Source organism: Lysinibacillus sp. G4S2, assembly GCF_030348505.1.
Classification (GTDB): Bacteria; Bacillota; Bacilli; order Bacillales_A; family Planococcaceae; genus Lysinibacillus.
In genome coordinates this window covers 4792519-4810679 of record NZ_JAUCFJ010000002.1, presented here as the reverse complement: position 1 = coordinate 4810679, position 18161 = coordinate 4792519, and the positions used below count along the sequence as shown (strand labels likewise).

Genomic DNA, 18161 nt, shown 5'->3' with positions numbered 1-18161 from the left:
CTTCTCTGGCACACCTAAGCAGTTTGAGGGAAGAACTGTTCGGGTCGAGGCTGTAGTCGCTCAATCAGAGTCATGTCACTCAGTAAATTGACCTTACAAGATCAAGCCTTGTTCTTTTTTCATCCGCCACAACATGCTACAATAAGGAGATTGAAATGGAGGATGTACGAATGTCAGCACCCGTGAAAAAGAATGAACGATTAACAGTTTATATAGAAGATTTAACACATGATGGCAATGGCGTTGCAAAGGTCGATGGCTACCCATTATTTATCCAAGGTGCACTTCCTAATGAAACGGCGGAAGTACATGTTGTAAAAACGTTAAAAAATTACGGCTTTGCGAAAGTTGTAGAAATTCTCAAGCCATCACCAGATCGTGTAGATGCACCTTGTGAATATTTCAAGCAATGTGGCGGCTGCCAATTACAGCACCTGTCTTATGAAGGGCAGTTAAAATGGAAAGAGAATATGGTGCGTAATGTCATGCAACGCATTGGTAAAATTGATGCGCCTGTTCTACCTGTGAAAGGCATGGAAGAGCCTTGGCAATATCGTAATAAAGCCCAAATTCCTTTTTCCTTAAATGAAGCAGGACAAGCAATTGCAGGCTTCTATAAAACGAAATCTCATAGCATTGTGGATATGGAGCGTTGCTTGATTCAGACAGGAGAAGCGGACGCTATTCTTGCAGGCTTGAAAAAGGAATTAGCGGCAATCGGTATTCAACCATACAATGAGCTATCACATGAGGGAATGCTGCGCCACGTAGTTATTCGTAAAGCACGAGCAACGGGTGAAGTCATGGTTGTTCTCGTAACGAAAAAGAAAAAATTCCCGCAAAAAGAAGCAGCTGTTGCGACAATCCAAAAGCTTGTCCCGAATGTAACATCAATTATGCAAAACGTTAACAGCGACAAAACGAACGTGATTTTCGGTGATGAAATTGTAAACCTATGGGGCAAGGATGTCATTATTGATACAATTGGTGATGTTCGCTTTGAAATTTCAGCTCGTTCATTTTATCAAGTAAACCCTGAGCAAACAGAAGTCCTTTACAAACAAGCACTAGACTACGCTGACTTACAGGGTGATGAACGAGTAATTGATGCTTACTGTGGTATCGGCACAATTTCATTATTCCTTGCACAAAAAGCAAAGGCTGTTATGGGTGTTGAAATTGTCCCACAAGCTATTGAAGATGCAAAACGCAACGCAGCACTAAATGGATTTACGAACACGTACTTCGAGGCCGGACCAGCAGAAGAAGTCATTCCACGCTGGTATAAGGAAGGCAAGGAAGCGGATGTCCTAGTAGTGGATCCACCACGCAAAGGCTGCGACGAGGCTCTTCTTCAGACAATTTTAGAGCAACGTCCTAAGCGTGTTGTTTATGTGTCCTGTAACCCAGCTACACTAGCGCGTGATCTCCGTATTTTGGAGGATGGAGGCTATCAAACTCAGGAGATTCAGCCTGTGGATATGTTCCCGCATTCAACGCATGTAGAGTGTGTCTCGCAACTCATTTTAAAAGAAGGTATCTAATATTTGCAGTTGCCTTTCGATCCGTTTTTTATACTACTTGTAGCGGATTCAGTAATGAATACTACCATAGTGAGTACAAGTAATTAGAAATATTGGAATTAAGTTGACTCATCACTAAAAGTTGTGGGTGACATTTGTTAAAACGTATGCCATATAGGTTGATTGGAGTGGAGGCTGGACGCCCCCTGGAAAGCGCTCAGTCGGAACGGAAATCAACCACACGTTATGGTGATAAGCCATTAAGTTTTAAAAAAAGTTTAAAATTGCTTACGCAGAATTATAAAAAAGAGTGGTTTTTTAGGATTTAGCCTAAAATGCCACTCTTTTTTTATCATTACATTTCGGTGAAATAACGCATTTATGAAAAAAGAATTATAAAAATGGAAGTTGATTTAATAATGTTTCTTCCTATTAGATGAATGTAAAAGAATATGTAGCCATTTGCTTTTCCTACAATCTGGGCAGGATTAGAGATTCCCTCTTTGTAAAATTACCCAACAGTATTTTTTTGTCAATTCCTTTAAATATACGGAAAAATTCTCTAATTCAACCGATATTCTTTAGAGAAAAATGCCTACTATCGACAAAAAATGACAAAACATTTATAATCTAAACGTAATATGTCAGCGTTATGTTAATAAAATTGAAAAAGGCAAACTTATCGAAAGGTAAGGACGCAAAGCTACGAGTCTAAAATCCTCTTGGATAATGATAGTCGGGTTGCCAAGATGATAAGTGATTTTTTGGCTATCCTAATTATGTGTAGGGATAGTTTTTTTTGTGGAAAAAATCAAGGACTGATTCCAATCAATCGTAGCGACAGATGTGCAATATATGAAAATTATAAAAAGGAGATTTGAGATGATAGTCGTAGATAAAGAGAAATATAAAATGGCGATTTATGAAGCAAAAAAAGAAGTACACGTCCAAATAATAGGGTTTATTAAACCAGCTCTTGTAGAGGATTATTTGAAAGATTTGCAAGAGACGGGGGCAAAAGTGCAAAAAAATGCATATACATTTGTTGTTGATGCAACACAGCAATCACCCCTTCCTTCAAAGATTTCGACAGATCTAGGACAAACATTAATGTTTTATGCATCACTAGGCTTTAAAGATATATTTATTGTTAATCCAACCTCTAAAATTGCATATGTGCAAGTGCGAAATGCTTTAGAGGGAGTTAATTTCCCAGGAACCGTAGTCGACAATGTTTCACAATTACCAATGCGTTAGTCTTTAATTAACTATAATCACATTTTGAAAGAGGAATTTACGATGCAAACAATTCAAGAATTATATACTTATGAAATACTTACAAAGGACCAACCGGATTTAATTAAAATGACAGCAGAATGTTTAGCAAAAACATTTACTGGGGTAGAGGTTGCTGGCAAATGGGTGCAAGAACCGATTATTGGGCACGCCTTAAAACTACCTTACGAAGATTTCTATCAATTTACGAAGGAATATATTGAAGCAAATGTTCATCAAGGTTACTGTGCTGTTGCACTAGATAAAGAGCAAAATGTTGTAGGCGCACTAGTTGGAGATACGAATGTCCTTGAAATTATCGAAGGGGATATTTTTGAAGGCACGTTTGCCGATATGAATATTGTTATGCGTGTATTAGAGGATATTGATGAACGTTTCCTAGAAGATTATAAAAAACGTTTTGGAAAAGATATGGAAGATGGGGAAATATTACATTTATTTTTATTAGGTGTAATTGCTGAGCATAATCGTCATGATATTGTACAAAGTTTAGGCGATCTATTAATAAAAAAAGCAACAGAAGAAGGCTTAAGATTAGTATTAGCTGAAGCGACAAATCCAAAGTCAATGCGTTTGCTGGAGAAGTATCAAGGTCTTACAAAATATGTAACCGTAGAAGGGGACTTTATTGTTCATAAATATGAAAGCAATGAAAATCTAAACAGTATTCCATCGACTGTAGCAGATGGAATTTACATCATTGTAAAAGAACTATAAAATTTCATCACTAATACGTTAGTAGAATAGGAGAATTTTTTTCATGGAAGCTATTATGCTAGGGATTATTGTAGTTTTATTATGTACATCTTTGTTTTTTGCTTACCGATATTTTTCACTTAAAGGTCATTCCCATATAAATAAAGAGGTACTAAATGGAATGGATGAATTATCAGCAGGTCGAGTAAGTGAACAATTTAATAAATTCGCAAATAATGTGAATGAAAAAAGTGGAAATCTTTTAGAGCATGGAGAATACGCAACTGAGAAGGCCGATACTGTAAGGGCCGCAATCGATGAAGTCGGTAAGGGATTAAAAAAGCAATTAGTCGCTACTGAAGAGAGTTCTACTTCTATCGAAGACATCACAGTGGCTATTGAAGAACTATCTATAAGATCTAACCAAATTTCAGAACAATCGAATACGACGTTAGAATTGACGCAAGAAGGTAATGAAAAGTTAAAAGATTCGATGGTGAAAATGGAGCAATTTAATCAAACGATTAATACGACATTTGATGCAATCAATATACTTGGAGACAAATCGTACGAAATTGGTAACATTGTTAAAGTAATTACGGGGATTTCAGAGCAAATAAATTTATTAGCATTGAACGCAGCTATCGAAGCAGCTCGTGCAGGAGAACACGGTAAAGGGTTTGCTGTCGTTGCTGATGAGGTTCGTAAATTAGCTGAACAATCACGTCAGTCAGCTAATGAAGTTTCGAATATTGTAAAAAATATTCAAGAAGAGACGAACAAAGTTGTCACATCAATGAAGCAAGGAACAGAAGAGTTTGAACAAACAAATACGAAAATATTAGAAATTGGAAATATGTTCGAAAAAATTGTAGATACTACAAAAATTATTGCTGAAAATAATGCGGAATCATCTGCAAGCACAGAAGAACTATCTTCAAGCTCTCTGCAAATTATGGAGGCAATGAAGGATATTTCTTTCATTTCACGAGAATCAGTAGAAATGTTTGAAGAGTTAGTTGGCATTAGTGATGATGAATTAAATACAATGCAAAAACTAGTTCAAGAAGCAGAGCATCTTATAGATTTCAAAAATGATGCAGAAAAAATACTTTCTTCATTAAATCATCGTGTAGAAAGCTAGAATGGTAGTGCCGAAAATAGGATCGCTGAAGCTAAGTAACTTGAACTAGCTAAATAAACCTAATTTAAGCGTACATAGCTTTTATTGGGGTGTGTCTTTGGAATAGCTAACTTAATATTCGTTGAAATTAAAAGCAGACGGTTTAGAAATGCGATATTGCACCTCTAATTGGCCGTCTACTTTTACTGTACTGGCTAGTCTCACCACATTGTGAAGCGATAGCGTGGTGGAGTTGGTATAATAGAAAAGCAGCTGATATAGAAGAAATCTATACCATCTGCTTTTTTGTTTAACTTCTTTTAGCGGATTAAAAATACCATTCAGGACCGATTTTCGTTAAAATAAACATTGTTGATTTTCACAAATTATAAATGCCAAATGTACTTGTGTTTGATAATAAGTTATTGAGCATGATATAAGTGTAAAAGAAGTGGAACATTTGGCTTCATATTTTTTGACCAGAGTTTGAAGTTGTATCCATAGTGAGAGGATTTGAGTTTGAAATGATAGATAATTTTTGGCGTGATTTACCGCGACCATTTTTTGTACTTGCACCAATGGAAGATGTGACAGATGTTGTTTTTCGTCACGTCGTAAGTGAAGCTGGTCGACCGGACGTATTTTTCACAGAGTTTACAAACTCGGATAGCTATTGTCATCCAGAGGGCATGAAAAGTGTGCGTGGCCGTTTGATTTTTACAGAAGATGAACAGCCAATGGTGGCTCATATTTGGGGGGATAATCCCGAGTATTTCCGTCAAATGAGTATTGGCATGGCAGAGCTAGGGTTTAAAGGTATCGATATAAATATGGGCTGCCCTGTACCGAATGTGGCATCAAGAGGGAAAGGTAGTGGCCTTATTTTGCGTCCAGACGTTGCGGCAGAGCTTATTCAAGCAGCAAAAGCGGGCGGACTACCTGTCAGCGTGAAAACACGACTTGGCTATAACGATGTCAATGAGTGGGAAGAGTGGCTCACGCATATTTTAAAACAGGATATTGCGAACCTATCTATTCATTTGCGTACAAGAAAGGAAATGAGCCAAGTAGATGCGCATTGGGAGCTAATTCCTGAAATCAAAAAATTACGTGACCGAATCGCACCAAATACGCTACTAACAATCAATGGAGACATTCCTGACCGTCAAACTGGGGAGCAGCTTGCTGAACAATATGGTATTGATGGCGTGATGATCGGGCGAGGTATTTTTAAAAATCCTTTTGCTTTTGAAAAAGAGCCAAAAGAGCATAGCAGTAAAGAGTACCTTGATCTTTTAAGACTGCAGCTTGATCTTCAAGATCAATATGCGGAAGCACTACCACGTTCAATTACAGGGCTTCATCGCTTTTTCAAAATTTATGTCAAAGGATTCCGTGGAGCTGGTGAATTAAGAAACCAATTGATGAACACGAAATCAACAGATGAAGTGCGTGCATTGCTTGATAATTTTGGAAAAGAATGTTGATGGGAAATGAATACTTAAAAAAATAGCTAAACGTTTAGAAGTTAACTACTCTTGGGGTGTTGACTTCTTTTTTTAAAATGAGTTGAAATGAATTCGTACTTTTTAATTTAATAAAGGATTTAGAGGAATATGAGCGAATTGTATATAAGTGCCAAATATATAAATATACGTGCTTAAAGGAGATGGAAGGATATGATTGTGACAACTAGACCTTTAAAAATAAAATATAAAAAACCGGACAATCCTCTTCAGGAGTTTATGCAAAACATTCAATCCAATAGCTCCCTTACGAAGGAAGTTGTTTTTCTACGATATATCGGTATACCTGATTCTGTAGATCTTTATAAGGAAAATATTTTAAAAATGGATGAGTATTTTTTTGCTAAAAAGCAAAGTGTGCTTTATTTACGATTACATAAACTGGAGGCCATTACCAATAATAAAGATATAGATCGATTTGCGGAGCTTTGGGAAAATTGGCAAGCCGTTGTTAACAACCCTCCATTACTTTACAAGACAACTTTATGCAGTAGATTAAAGAATGATCAACTTGAATGGACAAAAAAACTTAGCTTTCAAGAAATCATCCATATCTATAAAGAAAATCACCCAAATTCCAATGCCACTTTATTAAAAAATTTTGCAGTGAAATTTTTATACTGGATGGATTATTATTTGCCACAAATTTTTTCTGAAGATAACCAAACGGTGCAGAAAATTGTTTTTATTGGTAACATTACTCAGCATGAATTATTATTCTTATATTTCTTATCGACACTTGGTTGTGATATCTGTTATATGAATCCTAAAGAAGACATTCCAAATTTGCCTCCAAGCATAGCAGCGTCATCTACTTTATTTAAGTGTCGTGATGTCTACGAAAGGGAATTAGTAATACCTAAATCTCTGCCTAAGAAGAGTATAACACCGCAACAAACAATGATTCTTCCTGTTCAGAATAAGACTACAGGAGAGTGTAGCTATGAGCAATTAGCTTCTTTAGCCACATCTGTTGTAATGATTAAAACGTTCGGAGAGGATCACGAGGTGTTGTGCTATGGTTCTGGTGTCGTTCTTCATCAAGATGGGTATATTTTAACAAACTTGCATGTTGTGAGTGGTGGTGAATATTATTCTGTACTATATGAAAACGATACGAACGAACATATTACACATCAATTTGTAAAATATCATGATATACATGATTTGGCTATTCTTAAAGTGAATAGAATAAGTAAAGCTTTACCAGTTAAAGTGGAAGGTCAATTAGTTCGAGGACAGAAGGTCGTTGCTATTGGCAGTCCTCTAGGATTATTTAATTCTGTTTCTGATGGTATTGTTTCTGGTTTCCGGGATATTCGAACTATGTCTATGATTCAATTTACAGCGGCTATTTCAAACGGAAGTTCTGGTGGCGCTTTATTGGATATGCATGGGAGATTGGTAGGTTTGATTACAGCAGGCTTTAATGATGGTCAGAATCTTAATCTGGCTGTACCTGCTCATTTAATCTATCAATTTGCTCAAAATTTTATTGAATTGCCGAGTTAATTTCCCAGAGAGATGTCAACTATATTCTTTATTCCAACATTTGTTGGCACAGGCATTGAGATGGACCGTAGATAGCAAAGAGGGGCAAAGAACCCCTCTTTTTTGTTGCTTAATTTAAAGTACCTGATCTCTTCTTTGTTTGTGAAAAAGCCCACGGATTTAATAAGCCCTTTGATCTCATATTTTTATTCATTAAAAACGTATCATTAGGATATTATTCTCATTAATGCGAGCTTACCTTTACCATCATATCAACTTATAATTATTCTCTCCGCCATGAATAAATTCGCAGTACGACACAGTTACATTTCTTCTACCCACTGCTTAAAGTATCACTTTATCCTTCTCTCACACTGTATATCTAACTACTAAAATTCAAATTTTCCCGACCTTCAGTATTATTTTTTTGTTTATTCAGAATAATAGTTCGTATGGATGTTGACTTTTTATCTTTGGTTTATTAGCATATTTAATGAAAAATAGCCATTTAATGGTTCGTATTCCATATATGTAATTAATACTGGGATATTACTGAAAAAAATAAAATTAATAACAAATAGCATCTATGGATTGCTGAGATAAATGATCGGTGTATTTAATAGGAAAGCAAAAAATACAAGGCTTTGAGATAGAGAAAAAAGAATCGACCACAAAGGAGAGAACACAATGAATTTCATGGATGAAGAAGTTATCGAGATGACGAAGCATGCAAGGCAGAAGAAACGGATGGAGAACATCGAAAACCAATTATTACATACGGACATTGTTAAAGCGATTAAAGAAGGTCAGCTAAAGATCGAGGATGAAACAATTGAGTTTACAGAACTTGGTTTTTATGAGAATCAAATCAAAATGTGCATTCCTGCAACATTCGAAGTGATGGAACAGGAATTAATGGATATTAAATATCCATCAAGCCGTAGACCCGAGTATATCTATACAAGTGAAAGTACATCAATCAACGTCACGATGAAAATGATGGAACAACAGATTAAGGAAGAGGAATTAGAAGACTTCACAGAGGCCATGATGACTATCCTTCAAAAAACGCAGCCAACTGCAAAAATGTTGGATATCGGCATGAATGATGTGAACGGTGCACAAATTGGTTACTTCGATTTCATCACGCCAGCACTAGATAACAAGATTTATAATTTAATGTTTTTGTTTATAGTAGGCAAGAATGTGACGATGGGTTCGATTAATTGTTTGAAAAAAGAAATGAACATTTGGAAACCCATTGCTTACGGCATGATGGAAACTATCTTGATCGAAAATAAATTATTAGATGAAGAAGGTGTTGTTGGATGACAAAAGAAACAGCCTTAACGTATAAAGATATCATTGTGATGCCCTATAATATTCGCGTCAATCAAATCGAAATCACACAACAGATGAATGAGCATGCTACATTGCATTTAACAGGCGTGATCCCGGATGAACTCGAAGATTCCTATGTCTATATGACAGATGCAGAAACGGCTATTGAAGTATTGCAAATCACTAGTGATGGACAAGCTATGCCTATTTTTAATGGACTGGCGTTAGATGTACAAGTGAAATCGGTGTTGGGCACCTATTATTTAGAGGTTAAGGCGGTTTCGCATACGTATGTGCTAGATGTTAAAAAGAAAAACCAAACCTATCAAAATGCAAGTATGCCATATAGTGAATTAATAGATGTATGTATTGCCGATCAAAACGGTGCAGATTTCATGGATTGTGTTACGAATGGGGCTAATCTTGGTAACTTCACAATGCAATATATAGAGACAGATTGGGAGTTTCTTAAACGAATGGCATCGCGATTTCATACGGGCTTAGTGCCAGACACGGTACATTCAGCCGCAAAGTTTTACTTCGGTGTCCCGTTTCAAGCTGGGGGTACGCCGGAAATGGAGGCCATCAATTATCGAGTAAAAAAAGCGATCGGTAACTTCCTTGTCTCCAGTAAAAATCATCTCGACAGTATTACCGATAGTGACTACATGTACTATGAAGTAGAATCGCTTCAACCATACAAAATAGGTAATGAAGTTACTTTCCAATCAAAAACATTGTATGTCTATAAAATCTTCTCGACGCTAAAAGATGGTTTATTCAAGCATATCTATACGTTAACACCTCAGAACGGTTTCAGTGTTCACACTACTTACAATCAAGCCATTATTGGTGCTTCTATTCAAGGAAAAGTAATTGATGTTGCGGGGGACAAAATTCGAATTCACGTCGATTTCGATGAGGGTCAAGAAAAGGATACGGCTTATTGGTTTCCATATTCAACAATCTATGCATCAGAAGATAATACAGGATGGTACTTCATGCCGGAGCTATCTGACAATGTGAGAATCTACTTCCCAGGCAATCGTGAGAGTGAAGGGATTGCGATTAGTTCCGTCTCAAAAGCACCACCACAATCTGGTTCGATGTTAGCAGCGACGAATCCGCCTAGTCCAGGAGGCGGTGGAAGTGGCAGTGCTAGTGGCGGTGGCGGCGGTGGGGCAAGACCTGCACCACCAGAGGATAGTCGCCAAGATCCAGCACGGATGGCTGATCCAGATGTCAAAACACTCAGAACGAAGCATGGTAAACAAATTCTACTTGCACCTGATCGGATTGTCATATCTGGTGGAGGATTAATGATTTCATTAATGGATGATAATGGAATTTCGATCATAAGTGATAAAAATATTACTTTACAAGCAACAGAGAAAGTCGCCATCAATGCGAAGCAAATTATGATTAATGCCAATGAAAAAATTGAGATGACTTGTAAAGAAAATTCAATCAAGATGGAAGACAAAATGGAGATTAAAGGAACGGAAGTACGAGCAAATTAGTGAGGATGTGGATGCATGAAACGAGAAGAAGCATTACAGCATTTTATGGATGAATGCGTGTCAGTTCATGTCAGCCGGTTGCAAGAGAAGGTTGATCGACAGTTTCGCCAAGAGAAGGAAGTTTTGCTACAACCAATCATAAACGCACTTGAACAGCTGTTTGCGAATATTAGAGATCAGCAAAAACAGGAAAAGTTAGCGCCAGTTGCCTTTATCCATTTTTCATTGCTACGGACATCATTACTAGAAAATAAGTGTACGTATTTGCTAGAAGCATATGGAGAAACCTGGTATTACGATTGGGTAGAATGCACGGCACAGTATGAAGCAGACTGGCTTAGTGAGGCGATGATAGATTTACAAAAAACGCTTGAAAGAGAAAGAAAACCATATATCACTATTCAATCTGCTGATGTACGAGCAATTATTCAACAGATCGTCATTCTGTTTCATCAATATATCATTCAATTGGTACGCTACTTGTTTCGCTATCAAAAAGAAAGCGTCCCTGCAATCAATTTTCAACGAGCAGCGTGCTTGCGATTTCGTGTCGGTGAATATAAAGGGTTTAGTGAAGATGTTGCAATCAATGATGAACGGGAACGAGAGGAAAACAATCTGCTCTCATGGTTAGAGAAAAACGAGACGGACAAATCGTATACGTTTGAAAACTTCTCAAGCCTACCATTACAGCAAAAACATTTCAATCAAATGGACTTTTCCTATGCAAATTTCAATGGGAGTGACTTAGAAGGTGCTTCATTGAAACAAAGTGTTTGCATTGGTACTAGTTTTGTAGATTGTAAGTTAGTGAATGTTGATTTTTCTTATGCAGCCATTCAAGATGCTGATTTTCGAAATGCCAATTTAGTAGGCGCTAATTTTACGCATGTACAGGGAAAAACGCTGAGGCTTTCCGATGGAGAAGTTGCGTGCTACCTGGGTACTGATTTTAGAGATGCTAATTTGGAAAATGCAAGGTTTGAGTTTGCGCAGATCACAGGTGCTAATTTTACAGGTGCCAATTTAAAAGGAGCTACCTTCTTTAAACGTGATCAAGAGAAATGTAGATTTAGCCCAGAGCAGATAGAAGATATTCAATGGATTCATTAACTGTGAAATCGACAGAAATGATAGGTATAGGAGGAAGAGATGGAGTATTTTATTGTTCGGCAAGATCAAAGCATTACAAATCCAATTATTCCTTTCAAGACAGACCTCGATGATAACTTTGTCTGTTCGTCTGTATTCGGGGAAGTGGTAGAGAAAGAGAATGCGATCTATCTGGATTATTTAGAGAAGCCCAAAAGAATCGTGTCTGATGATCTAAAAGAGTTGTTAGTGAAATACGAGGATAACTTAGAGTTTACAGCTATCGTCTTTACGGATGTGAAGAAAGGGACACAGCGTGTGCATTGGCTTATGGACATTGTGAAGAAGAACTGTATTGCCGATGAGACGATTTATTATCCAGACGGACAAATAAAGGAACTCGTGATTGACCCTAAGAAGGTGGAACTAGATTGTATTTTTCAAGTCGACGGCAAAAAGGAATCTTTCACCATCGTCAATTTAGATGTGGCGGAAAGTATGCTGCGACGACCATTTCTCGGGATTCAGTTGCAGCGAGTAAGACTAGCAAGACGATAGACAATGTCTGTTAAATCAGCCCAAAACACTGTTGAACAGTAGTTTGAAACAGTGTCAAAGCGATACGAAAGGATGGATTCCTAATGGCTCAAGTTGTGGAAAATTTAGAGACAGAAGGTTCGGAACAGGAGCAATTTAGTTATGTAGTACATGGGGCAATCATTGCCTGTGAGCATGGTAGCCATCTAAATTATTTGAACTTGCCGCAAGATCATGGCGTATTTATCAAAGAGAAGGCCGTGATGAATGTAGGAGATCGAAACCCTGATAACATTCCAACTTTTGGTGTCTGCTTAAAGTTGAAAAAACCGTGCACGCCAGTCTGTTCCATTGATTGGTTGGAAGGGATGGAAAATGTCAATGTCGAGGGGAAGCAAGCGTTATTAAGCCGCTGCCATACGCAATGCTCAGCAGGTGGAGGCAAAATCGATATTGTTCATGACGGGCAAGAGGAATTGGAAATACCAATACAAGGTTTTTAAGAGAAAATCGGTTGAAAGGAGGTTAGTAATACAATGTCTGGAGAAAAAGAAGTACACATTGTTAGTACGTATGAGGATCTTAAACTCGAATGGGCTTATCCACTTATTCATATAGATAAACTAACAATCAAACATAAGGGTAATGACCATGCGAGACTGTACTTTAAGGGAATGATCGCTGAAGAGCAAGCGCAAAAATATATTCAGCGGGTCAGTCATACAGATGAAGTGGTCGTGAAATTTGGACGAAACAGTGACATATTATTCTCAGGAAGAATTGAAAATGCGGAGTTGCAGGCATCACAAGGCGTGCACTATGTCTCCGTTGAGGCGGTATCATTTACAGCAAATATGGATATTGAGAAGCGCTCACGTTCTTTTCAAGATGCGAATATGACGTATGTGCAGTTAATCAATAACATCGTGGGAGCCTATCCTCAAGGGGATTATATCGACCGAGCTTCTAACGGTCAGGCCATTGGTCAAATTTCGATTCAATACTTAGAAACAGACTGGGAATTTATTAAAAGAATGGCCTCCCGTTTGCATGCGGTTGTTTTTCCTGATTTAAAAGGAAAGGGTGCTCGATTTTGGCTTGGTACACCTCAAAGTAGAAAAAGCGTAACTATCGATCATCTGCCTTCTGTATTACGTATGGATGTAGATTCGTATCGTTTGATTACTGAAAATGATGGTACGGATGTGAGTGAAGCCGATTATACCTTCTGTGAGTTTGAAAGCACGGAAGCCCATGACTTAGGTACGTTGGTGCAATTAAAGGGAAGATCCTATGTTATAACGGCTCGGGAAATCTATCTTGATAAAGGTGTGTTGAAGTTTCAATATACTGGCCAACCAGAGAAAAGTATTCGTCAGCGATTAGTACGTAATTTAGATCTCATTGGTGCAGCCTTTACAGGAAAGATCATTGATGTCACGCAAAACACCGTTAAAATTCATTTAGATATAGATAAAAACCAAGATAAAGAAAAAGCACATTGGTTTGCTTATTCAGCAGATGCCAATAGTGTTATGTATTTAATGCCCCAAATAGGCGCGCGTGCCCAATTGCATTTTCCAAGTGCAGTGGAAGAAGAGGCCATCGTCATCAGCTCGGTGCGTGTTAATCCAGTCACAGCAGAGGGTGGGCAAAAGCAGACGAAGAAAATGGCGGATACGACCGTTAAGTCCTTGGCGACCAATGCTGGGAAAGATGTAACATTAGGTGTTGGAGATATTAGTTTTAGTGCAGTAGATGGGGTATTGGACTTAAAGATGGATGATGGAGACGGCGTAACATTTCAAAGTAACAGTACCATCATGATAGCAGCAGATGAAACACTCGAAATTAGTGGGATGAAAGAGCTCTCCGTGAAGGCGGAAGAATGGATTGCTATATCAGCGCAGGAGAAAAGCCACGTGATCCTTGCGACTGACACCCAGTTAATCAGTACGCTCATTGATCAAGAAGGTACAGAGAAGAAAAGCCAACCACCGAAGTTAAATGCAGAAGCAATCGAAGCCACGTCGAAAGTTGACGTAATTTTCCCGAAAAAGCAAGAAGAGAAGAAAGAGAAAAAAGGCTTCTTTAGTAAATTATTAGATGGCGTAAGTGTAGCACTAGATGTCGCTGGATTTATTCCTGTCATAGGTACATTTGCAGATATAGCGAATGCCGGAATTAGCTTGGCAAGAGGAGACTACATGGGAGCAGCCATGAACATAGTAGGTGCAGTCCCAGTAGTTGGTGATGCAGCAAAAACAGCCTATAAAGCCGGTAAAGCGGCAAAAGCTGCAGATGCAGCAGTGACAGCCGCAAAAGCTGCGGATAAAGCAGTTGATGCATCCAAAGCAATAAAAGGGATGAAAGCAGCTTATTCGAAAGTATCTAAAACGCTAGATACAGTAGCGGCACTAGCCAATAAAGGATCTAAGAGCGTGAAGACGGCAGCAGATAAAGTCATTTCATCGATGGATGAATTGCTCGCTGCGTCGAAGGCAGTAGACGGTATGAAGGCCATGGCCAAGACTGGGCTAACGAAATTTAATCATGGGGTATTAAAGAAATTTAATTGTACACAAGGGTTAAGTAAAAAATTCTGTAAAAGAGGATTTGAGCCTGTTGATTTAATCACAGGGCGTATGATTTATGAAGGCGTCGACTTTGAACTACCTGGACCTATCCCCCTTTCATGGGAACGAGCTTGGTACAGTGATAGTAGCCGCATTGGCTTAACAGGTCATGGTATGCATTTTACATACGATTTAGCCTTAGAGATTTTTGAAGAAGAAGACCTGATTGGGATTGTTGTGACGGATGGTCGTGCAGTTGGATTTCCAATTTTACCAATAAACTTGCCGTATTTTAACAAGCGAGAAAGAATGACCTTAACAAATACAGGTGAGGAGTATCATTTGTTTGAGCATGATACACGATTGATATATGTATTTGAACAAATAACAGAAACAACTTACCGATTAAAAGAAGTAAGAAATGAACAAGACCATCATATTCAATTTGCGTATAACCTTAAAGGGTTCCTATCTCAAGTAACCGACAGTGTTGGTAGAGTGCTCGAGGTTACTACTAATGAGGTAGGCAGAATGACAGAAGTCGCCTTACGTCATCAAACGAGTCGTGAAGTCTTAGTACGCTATGTTTACAATGATGATCAAGATTTAATCGAAATCCAAGATGCATTAGGGCAAAGTACGCATATCAAATATGTTAAACATTTAATGATGCAAAAAATAGATCGCAATAAAAATAGCTTCTACTGGCGCTATGATGGTCCAACTACAGGTGCACGAGTAATCAAGACATGGGGAGATGGCAATGTCCTTGCAGGTGAGCTTTCGTATCACGAGGGCTATAATGAGATAACGAATAGTTTAGGTCATAAGAGTTATTATTATTTTAACGAAGATAATCTCTGTACGAAAATTGTTCATCCAGATGGTAGTGAAGTCAGCTATGAATATAATGAGGACTTTGAATTACTGCAAGAAGTAGATGAAGATGGTCGTGTGACGGCATATAGCTATGATGAGTGGGCAAATCCAGTGACGATTACTCTTGCAGATGGCAGTACCGTATCCTCTCAGTATGATGAGAAAGATAGGATGATTCGAGTTGTAAATGCAGAGGGCGGAAGTCGTCAATGGATTTATAATGAAGATGGGACATTACAGGCAAATATTTTAGAAGATGGCACAAAGACTGAATTTTCCTATAATGAGCACCGTTTAATTGAATCGGTGACAAATGCGCAAGGCCATATGGTAAGCTTAGCTTATGATGCTGACCTGAACTTGAGTCAAGTGACATTGCCAGACGGGACGAGTTCGACATGGGCGTATGACCGTCGTGGTAACTGCACAACAACGACCAATCCACTAGGGGCCACAGAGAAATACCGTTATGATAGCTTGAATCGCCTAATACGGGCAAATCTTTCAGATGATAACGATGTTCAATTAAAGTACAATGCCTATGATGAGGTCGTTTTTGCGAAAGACAACCATACGCAAGTAGCCTTTGATTACACCATTCTTGGCAGCTTGGTGTCTCGAGAACAAGGTGGAAAGAAAGTCAAATTCACCTATGATACAGAGGAGCAGTTAACCGCTGTCATAAATGAAAAAGGCGAAGCGTATCAGTTTGAACGTGATGCGAAAGGGAATATCATCAAGGATATTGACTTTGATGATATGGAAAGAACGTATGAGCGAAGTCTAGCTGGATTAGTTCAGAGAATTCAACGTCCTGGTGATCGTTGGACAGCATATCAACATGATAATTTAGGGAATGTCATTCGAGCTGATTATTATGATGACACCTGGGAAACGTTTGGCTATGACAAAAATGGTTCGTTAATTGAGACTGAAAATGAGCATGTGACCGTAAAGCTAGAGCGAGACCCAACTGGACAAGTAATCAAGGAATGGCAAAATGACCATTGGATTGCGAGTAGCTATGATGAATTAGGCAGCCGTTCACAGATTACAAGTAGCTTAGGTGCAAAAATCGATGTCGCTCGTAATGAAATGGGCAATGTTTCACAAATCACTGCTTCTCGCTTAGAGCAAGAAAATTGGACAGCAACGATGCAGTACAATGAACTTGGTCAAGAGATTGAAAGAATCTTACCCGGAGATGTCATCAGCAAGTGGCAGTATGATGTAGCAGGTAGACCAACACACCATCGAATAAGCAGTCAAAACCGCGATACACGAAGAAGAGTATATAATTGGGACGCCAATAATCGATTACGAAGCGTGGTAAACGAGTTAACGGGTGTAAAAGTTACCTATGGCTACGATGAATTCAGTAACCTCGTCTGGTCCAATCAAGGTGGTCAATTTGATTTCTTACACCGCAGTGTCGATGATGTCGGGAACTTGTATGAAACAAAAGAAAAGACGGATCGTGTCTATGGTGCCGGAAGTAGATTGCTTGAAACGAAAGAGTCAACATTCTCTTATGATGATGAAGGGAATCTAATTCAAAAACTTGAGAAGAACGGTGATACGTGGAAGTACGAGTACTATGGAAATGGCATGATGTCGAAGGTCATCAAGCCAGACAACACAGAAGTTACTTTCAAGTATGACTCGCTAGGTAGACGAATAGAGAAGTGTTCTGACGAAAAAACAATGAAATTCGTATGGGATGGGAATACTATCCTACATGAGTATTTCTTGCAGAATAACTTAGATAAATTTGAAAATCTAGATGAGTATTCTTCACAGAATAAATCTGAAATACCAGATAATCTAGTCACATGGGTGTTTAATGATGGGTTCGTACCTTCAGCTAAAATTACGAGTGAAGGTAACTACAGTATTATTAGTGACTATCTAGGAACGCCTGTTGCAGCCTATGATGAAAAAGGTAAGAAGGTTTGGTCAGCTGAGCTTGATATTTATGGGCGAGTGATAGAATTCACTGATGAGCAGGATTTCATTCCGTTTAGGTATCAGGGGCAGTATTCAGATGAGGAAACAGGATTATATTACAACAGATTCCGTTACTATTCACCTGTGGAGGGAATGTATACTCAACAGGATCCGATTGGTCTTGAAGGTAAGAATCCAACTTTATATGGATATGTAAGAAATTCATTAATAAGTGTCGATCCTTTTGGTTTAAAACCTACCGAAAAATGGATGAGAGATTATTTGCGTGAGTTTTTGGGACCTGATTTACATGAAGGAGGGGCATATTTTTATCGAACAATTGATCAAAGAGACGGGCAAGAAAAATGGTATGTAGGTAAAGCAAATGATTTGTACAAAAGATTAACAGATCACATGAGAAGCTCTAAGTTAGAAGCAAGGTTTATGGAAACAGTAGGCGTAATAGTCAATCTTGGTGGATCGTCAAGCGATCATTTTATACTCGAAAATAATTTGATTAAAAAATTTGGTGATGAACCTTTAGCAAATAAAATCGCAAGTCCAGGGAATTCTCTTGAAAGTAAGAAAATAAAATGTCCATAAAATATTAATAA

The 18161-nt window shown here is 38.2% G+C and carries 13 protein-coding genes and 1 riboswitch; all 13 genes read left to right on the top strand.

The features are described 5' to 3' along the window. Positions 1 to 170: 170 nt before the first annotated feature. Positions 171 to 1544, top strand: coding sequence for a 23S rRNA (uracil(1939)-C(5))-methyltransferase RlmD (rlmD, locus tag QUF91_RS24630; RefSeq protein WP_289420122.1), 1374 nt, complete (start codon positions 171 to 173; stop codon positions 1542 to 1544). A 134-nt stretch (positions 1545 to 1678) separates the two neighbouring features. Further along, complete coding sequence (locus QUF91_RS24625; RefSeq protein WP_289419701.1) at positions 1679 to 1852, top strand: hypothetical protein; 174 nt, start codon at positions 1679 to 1681, stop codon at positions 1850 to 1852. A gap of 333 nt (positions 1853 to 2185) precedes the next feature. Then, positions 2186 to 2272: riboswitch (cyclic di-GMP riboswitch) on the top strand. Between the two features lie 133 nt (positions 2273 to 2405). Continuing rightward, positions 2406 to 2780, top strand: coding sequence for a hypothetical protein (locus QUF91_RS24620; RefSeq protein ID WP_289419700.1), 375 nt, complete (start codon positions 2406 to 2408; stop codon positions 2778 to 2780). Between the two features lie 42 nt (positions 2781 to 2822). Next, on the top strand, positions 2823 to 3536 hold the full coding sequence (locus QUF91_RS24615) for a hypothetical protein (RefSeq protein WP_289419699.1): 714 nt from the start codon (positions 2823 to 2825) through the stop codon (positions 3534 to 3536). Positions 3537 to 3579: 43 nt separating this feature from the next. Beyond that, positions 3580 to 4659 (top strand): methyl-accepting chemotaxis protein, encoded by a 1080-nt coding sequence (locus tag QUF91_RS24610; RefSeq protein WP_285397034.1) that lies wholly within the window; start codon positions 3580 to 3582, stop codon positions 4657 to 4659. A gap of 503 nt (positions 4660 to 5162) precedes the next feature. Beyond that, the gene (locus QUF91_RS24605; protein WP_285398513.1) at positions 5163 to 6125 is read left to right on the top strand and encodes a tRNA dihydrouridine synthase; all 963 of its coding nucleotides are present in this window, start codon (positions 5163 to 5165) and stop codon (positions 6123 to 6125) included. 192 nt (positions 6126 to 6317) lie between these two features. Next, positions 6318 to 7676: a trypsin-like peptidase domain-containing protein gene (locus tag QUF91_RS24600; RefSeq protein ID WP_289419698.1), complete on the top strand. Its 1359-nt coding sequence runs from the start codon at positions 6318 to 6320 to the stop codon at positions 7674 to 7676. A gap of 666 nt (positions 7677 to 8342) precedes the next feature. After that, the gene (locus QUF91_RS24595) at positions 8343 to 8987 is read left to right on the top strand and encodes a hypothetical protein (RefSeq protein WP_289419697.1); all 645 of its coding nucleotides are present in this window, start codon (positions 8343 to 8345) and stop codon (positions 8985 to 8987) included. Beyond that, positions 8984 to 10516, top strand: coding sequence for a phage baseplate assembly protein V (locus QUF91_RS24590; RefSeq protein WP_289419696.1), 1533 nt, complete (start codon positions 8984 to 8986; stop codon positions 10514 to 10516). Before QUF91_RS24595 ends, QUF91_RS24590 begins: the two co-directional genes overlap by 4 nt. Positions 10517 to 10531: 15 nt before the next feature. Beyond that, complete coding sequence (locus QUF91_RS24585; protein ID WP_289419695.1) at positions 10532 to 11629, top strand: pentapeptide repeat-containing protein; 1098 nt, start codon at positions 10532 to 10534, stop codon at positions 11627 to 11629. A gap of 39 nt (positions 11630 to 11668) precedes the next feature. After that, positions 11669 to 12166 (top strand): hypothetical protein, encoded by a 498-nt coding sequence (locus QUF91_RS24580; RefSeq protein ID WP_289419694.1) that lies wholly within the window; start codon positions 11669 to 11671, stop codon positions 12164 to 12166. Positions 12167 to 12249: 83 nt separating this feature from the next. Beyond that, positions 12250 to 12648 carry a DUF4280 domain-containing protein gene (locus QUF91_RS24575; RefSeq protein WP_285397149.1) on the top strand — a complete coding sequence of 133 codons (399 nt, stop codon included), beginning with the start codon at positions 12250 to 12252 and terminating at the stop codon, positions 12646 to 12648. A 33-nt stretch (positions 12649 to 12681) separates the two neighbouring features. After that, positions 12682 to 18150: a DUF6531 domain-containing protein gene (locus tag QUF91_RS24570; protein WP_289419693.1), complete on the top strand. Its 5469-nt coding sequence runs from the start codon at positions 12682 to 12684 to the stop codon at positions 18148 to 18150. Positions 18151 to 18161: the final 11 nt, after the last annotated feature.

Bases quoted from the DNA above. Each gene is read 5' to 3' on its own strand.
- QUF91_RS24605 (WP_285398513.1), top strand. From the start codon at position 5,163: ATGATAGATAATTTTTGGCGTGATTTACCGCGACCATTTTTTGTACTT.
- QUF91_RS24600 (WP_289419698.1), top strand. From the start codon at position 6,318: ATGATTGTGACAACTAGACCTTTAAAAATAAAATATAAAAAACCGGAC.
- QUF91_RS24595 (WP_289419697.1), top strand. From the start codon at position 8,343: ATGAATTTCATGGATGAAGAAGTTATCGAGATGACGAAGCATGCAAGG.
- QUF91_RS24620 (WP_289419700.1), top strand. From the start codon at position 2,406: ATGATAGTCGTAGATAAAGAGAAATATAAAATGGCGATTTATGAAGCA.
- QUF91_RS24585 (WP_289419695.1), top strand. From the start codon at position 10,532: ATGAAACGAGAAGAAGCATTACAGCATTTTATGGATGAATGCGTGTCA.
- QUF91_RS24570 (WP_289419693.1), top strand. From the start codon at position 12,682: ATGTCTGGAGAAAAAGAAGTACACATTGTTAGTACGTATGAGGATCTT.
- QUF91_RS24610 (WP_285397034.1), top strand. From the start codon at position 3,580: ATGGAAGCTATTATGCTAGGGATTATTGTAGTTTTATTATGTACATCT.
- QUF91_RS24575 (WP_285397149.1), top strand. From the start codon at position 12,250: ATGGCTCAAGTTGTGGAAAATTTAGAGACAGAAGGTTCGGAACAGGAG.
- QUF91_RS24590 (WP_289419696.1), top strand. From the start codon at position 8,984: ATGACAAAAGAAACAGCCTTAACGTATAAAGATATCATTGTGATGCCC.
- rlmD (WP_289420122.1), top strand. From the start codon at position 171: ATGTCAGCACCCGTGAAAAAGAATGAACGATTAACAGTTTATATAGAA.
- QUF91_RS24615 (WP_289419699.1), top strand. From the start codon at position 2,823: ATGCAAACAATTCAAGAATTATATACTTATGAAATACTTACAAAGGAC.
- QUF91_RS24580 (WP_289419694.1), top strand. From the start codon at position 11,669: ATGGAGTATTTTATTGTTCGGCAAGATCAAAGCATTACAAATCCAATT.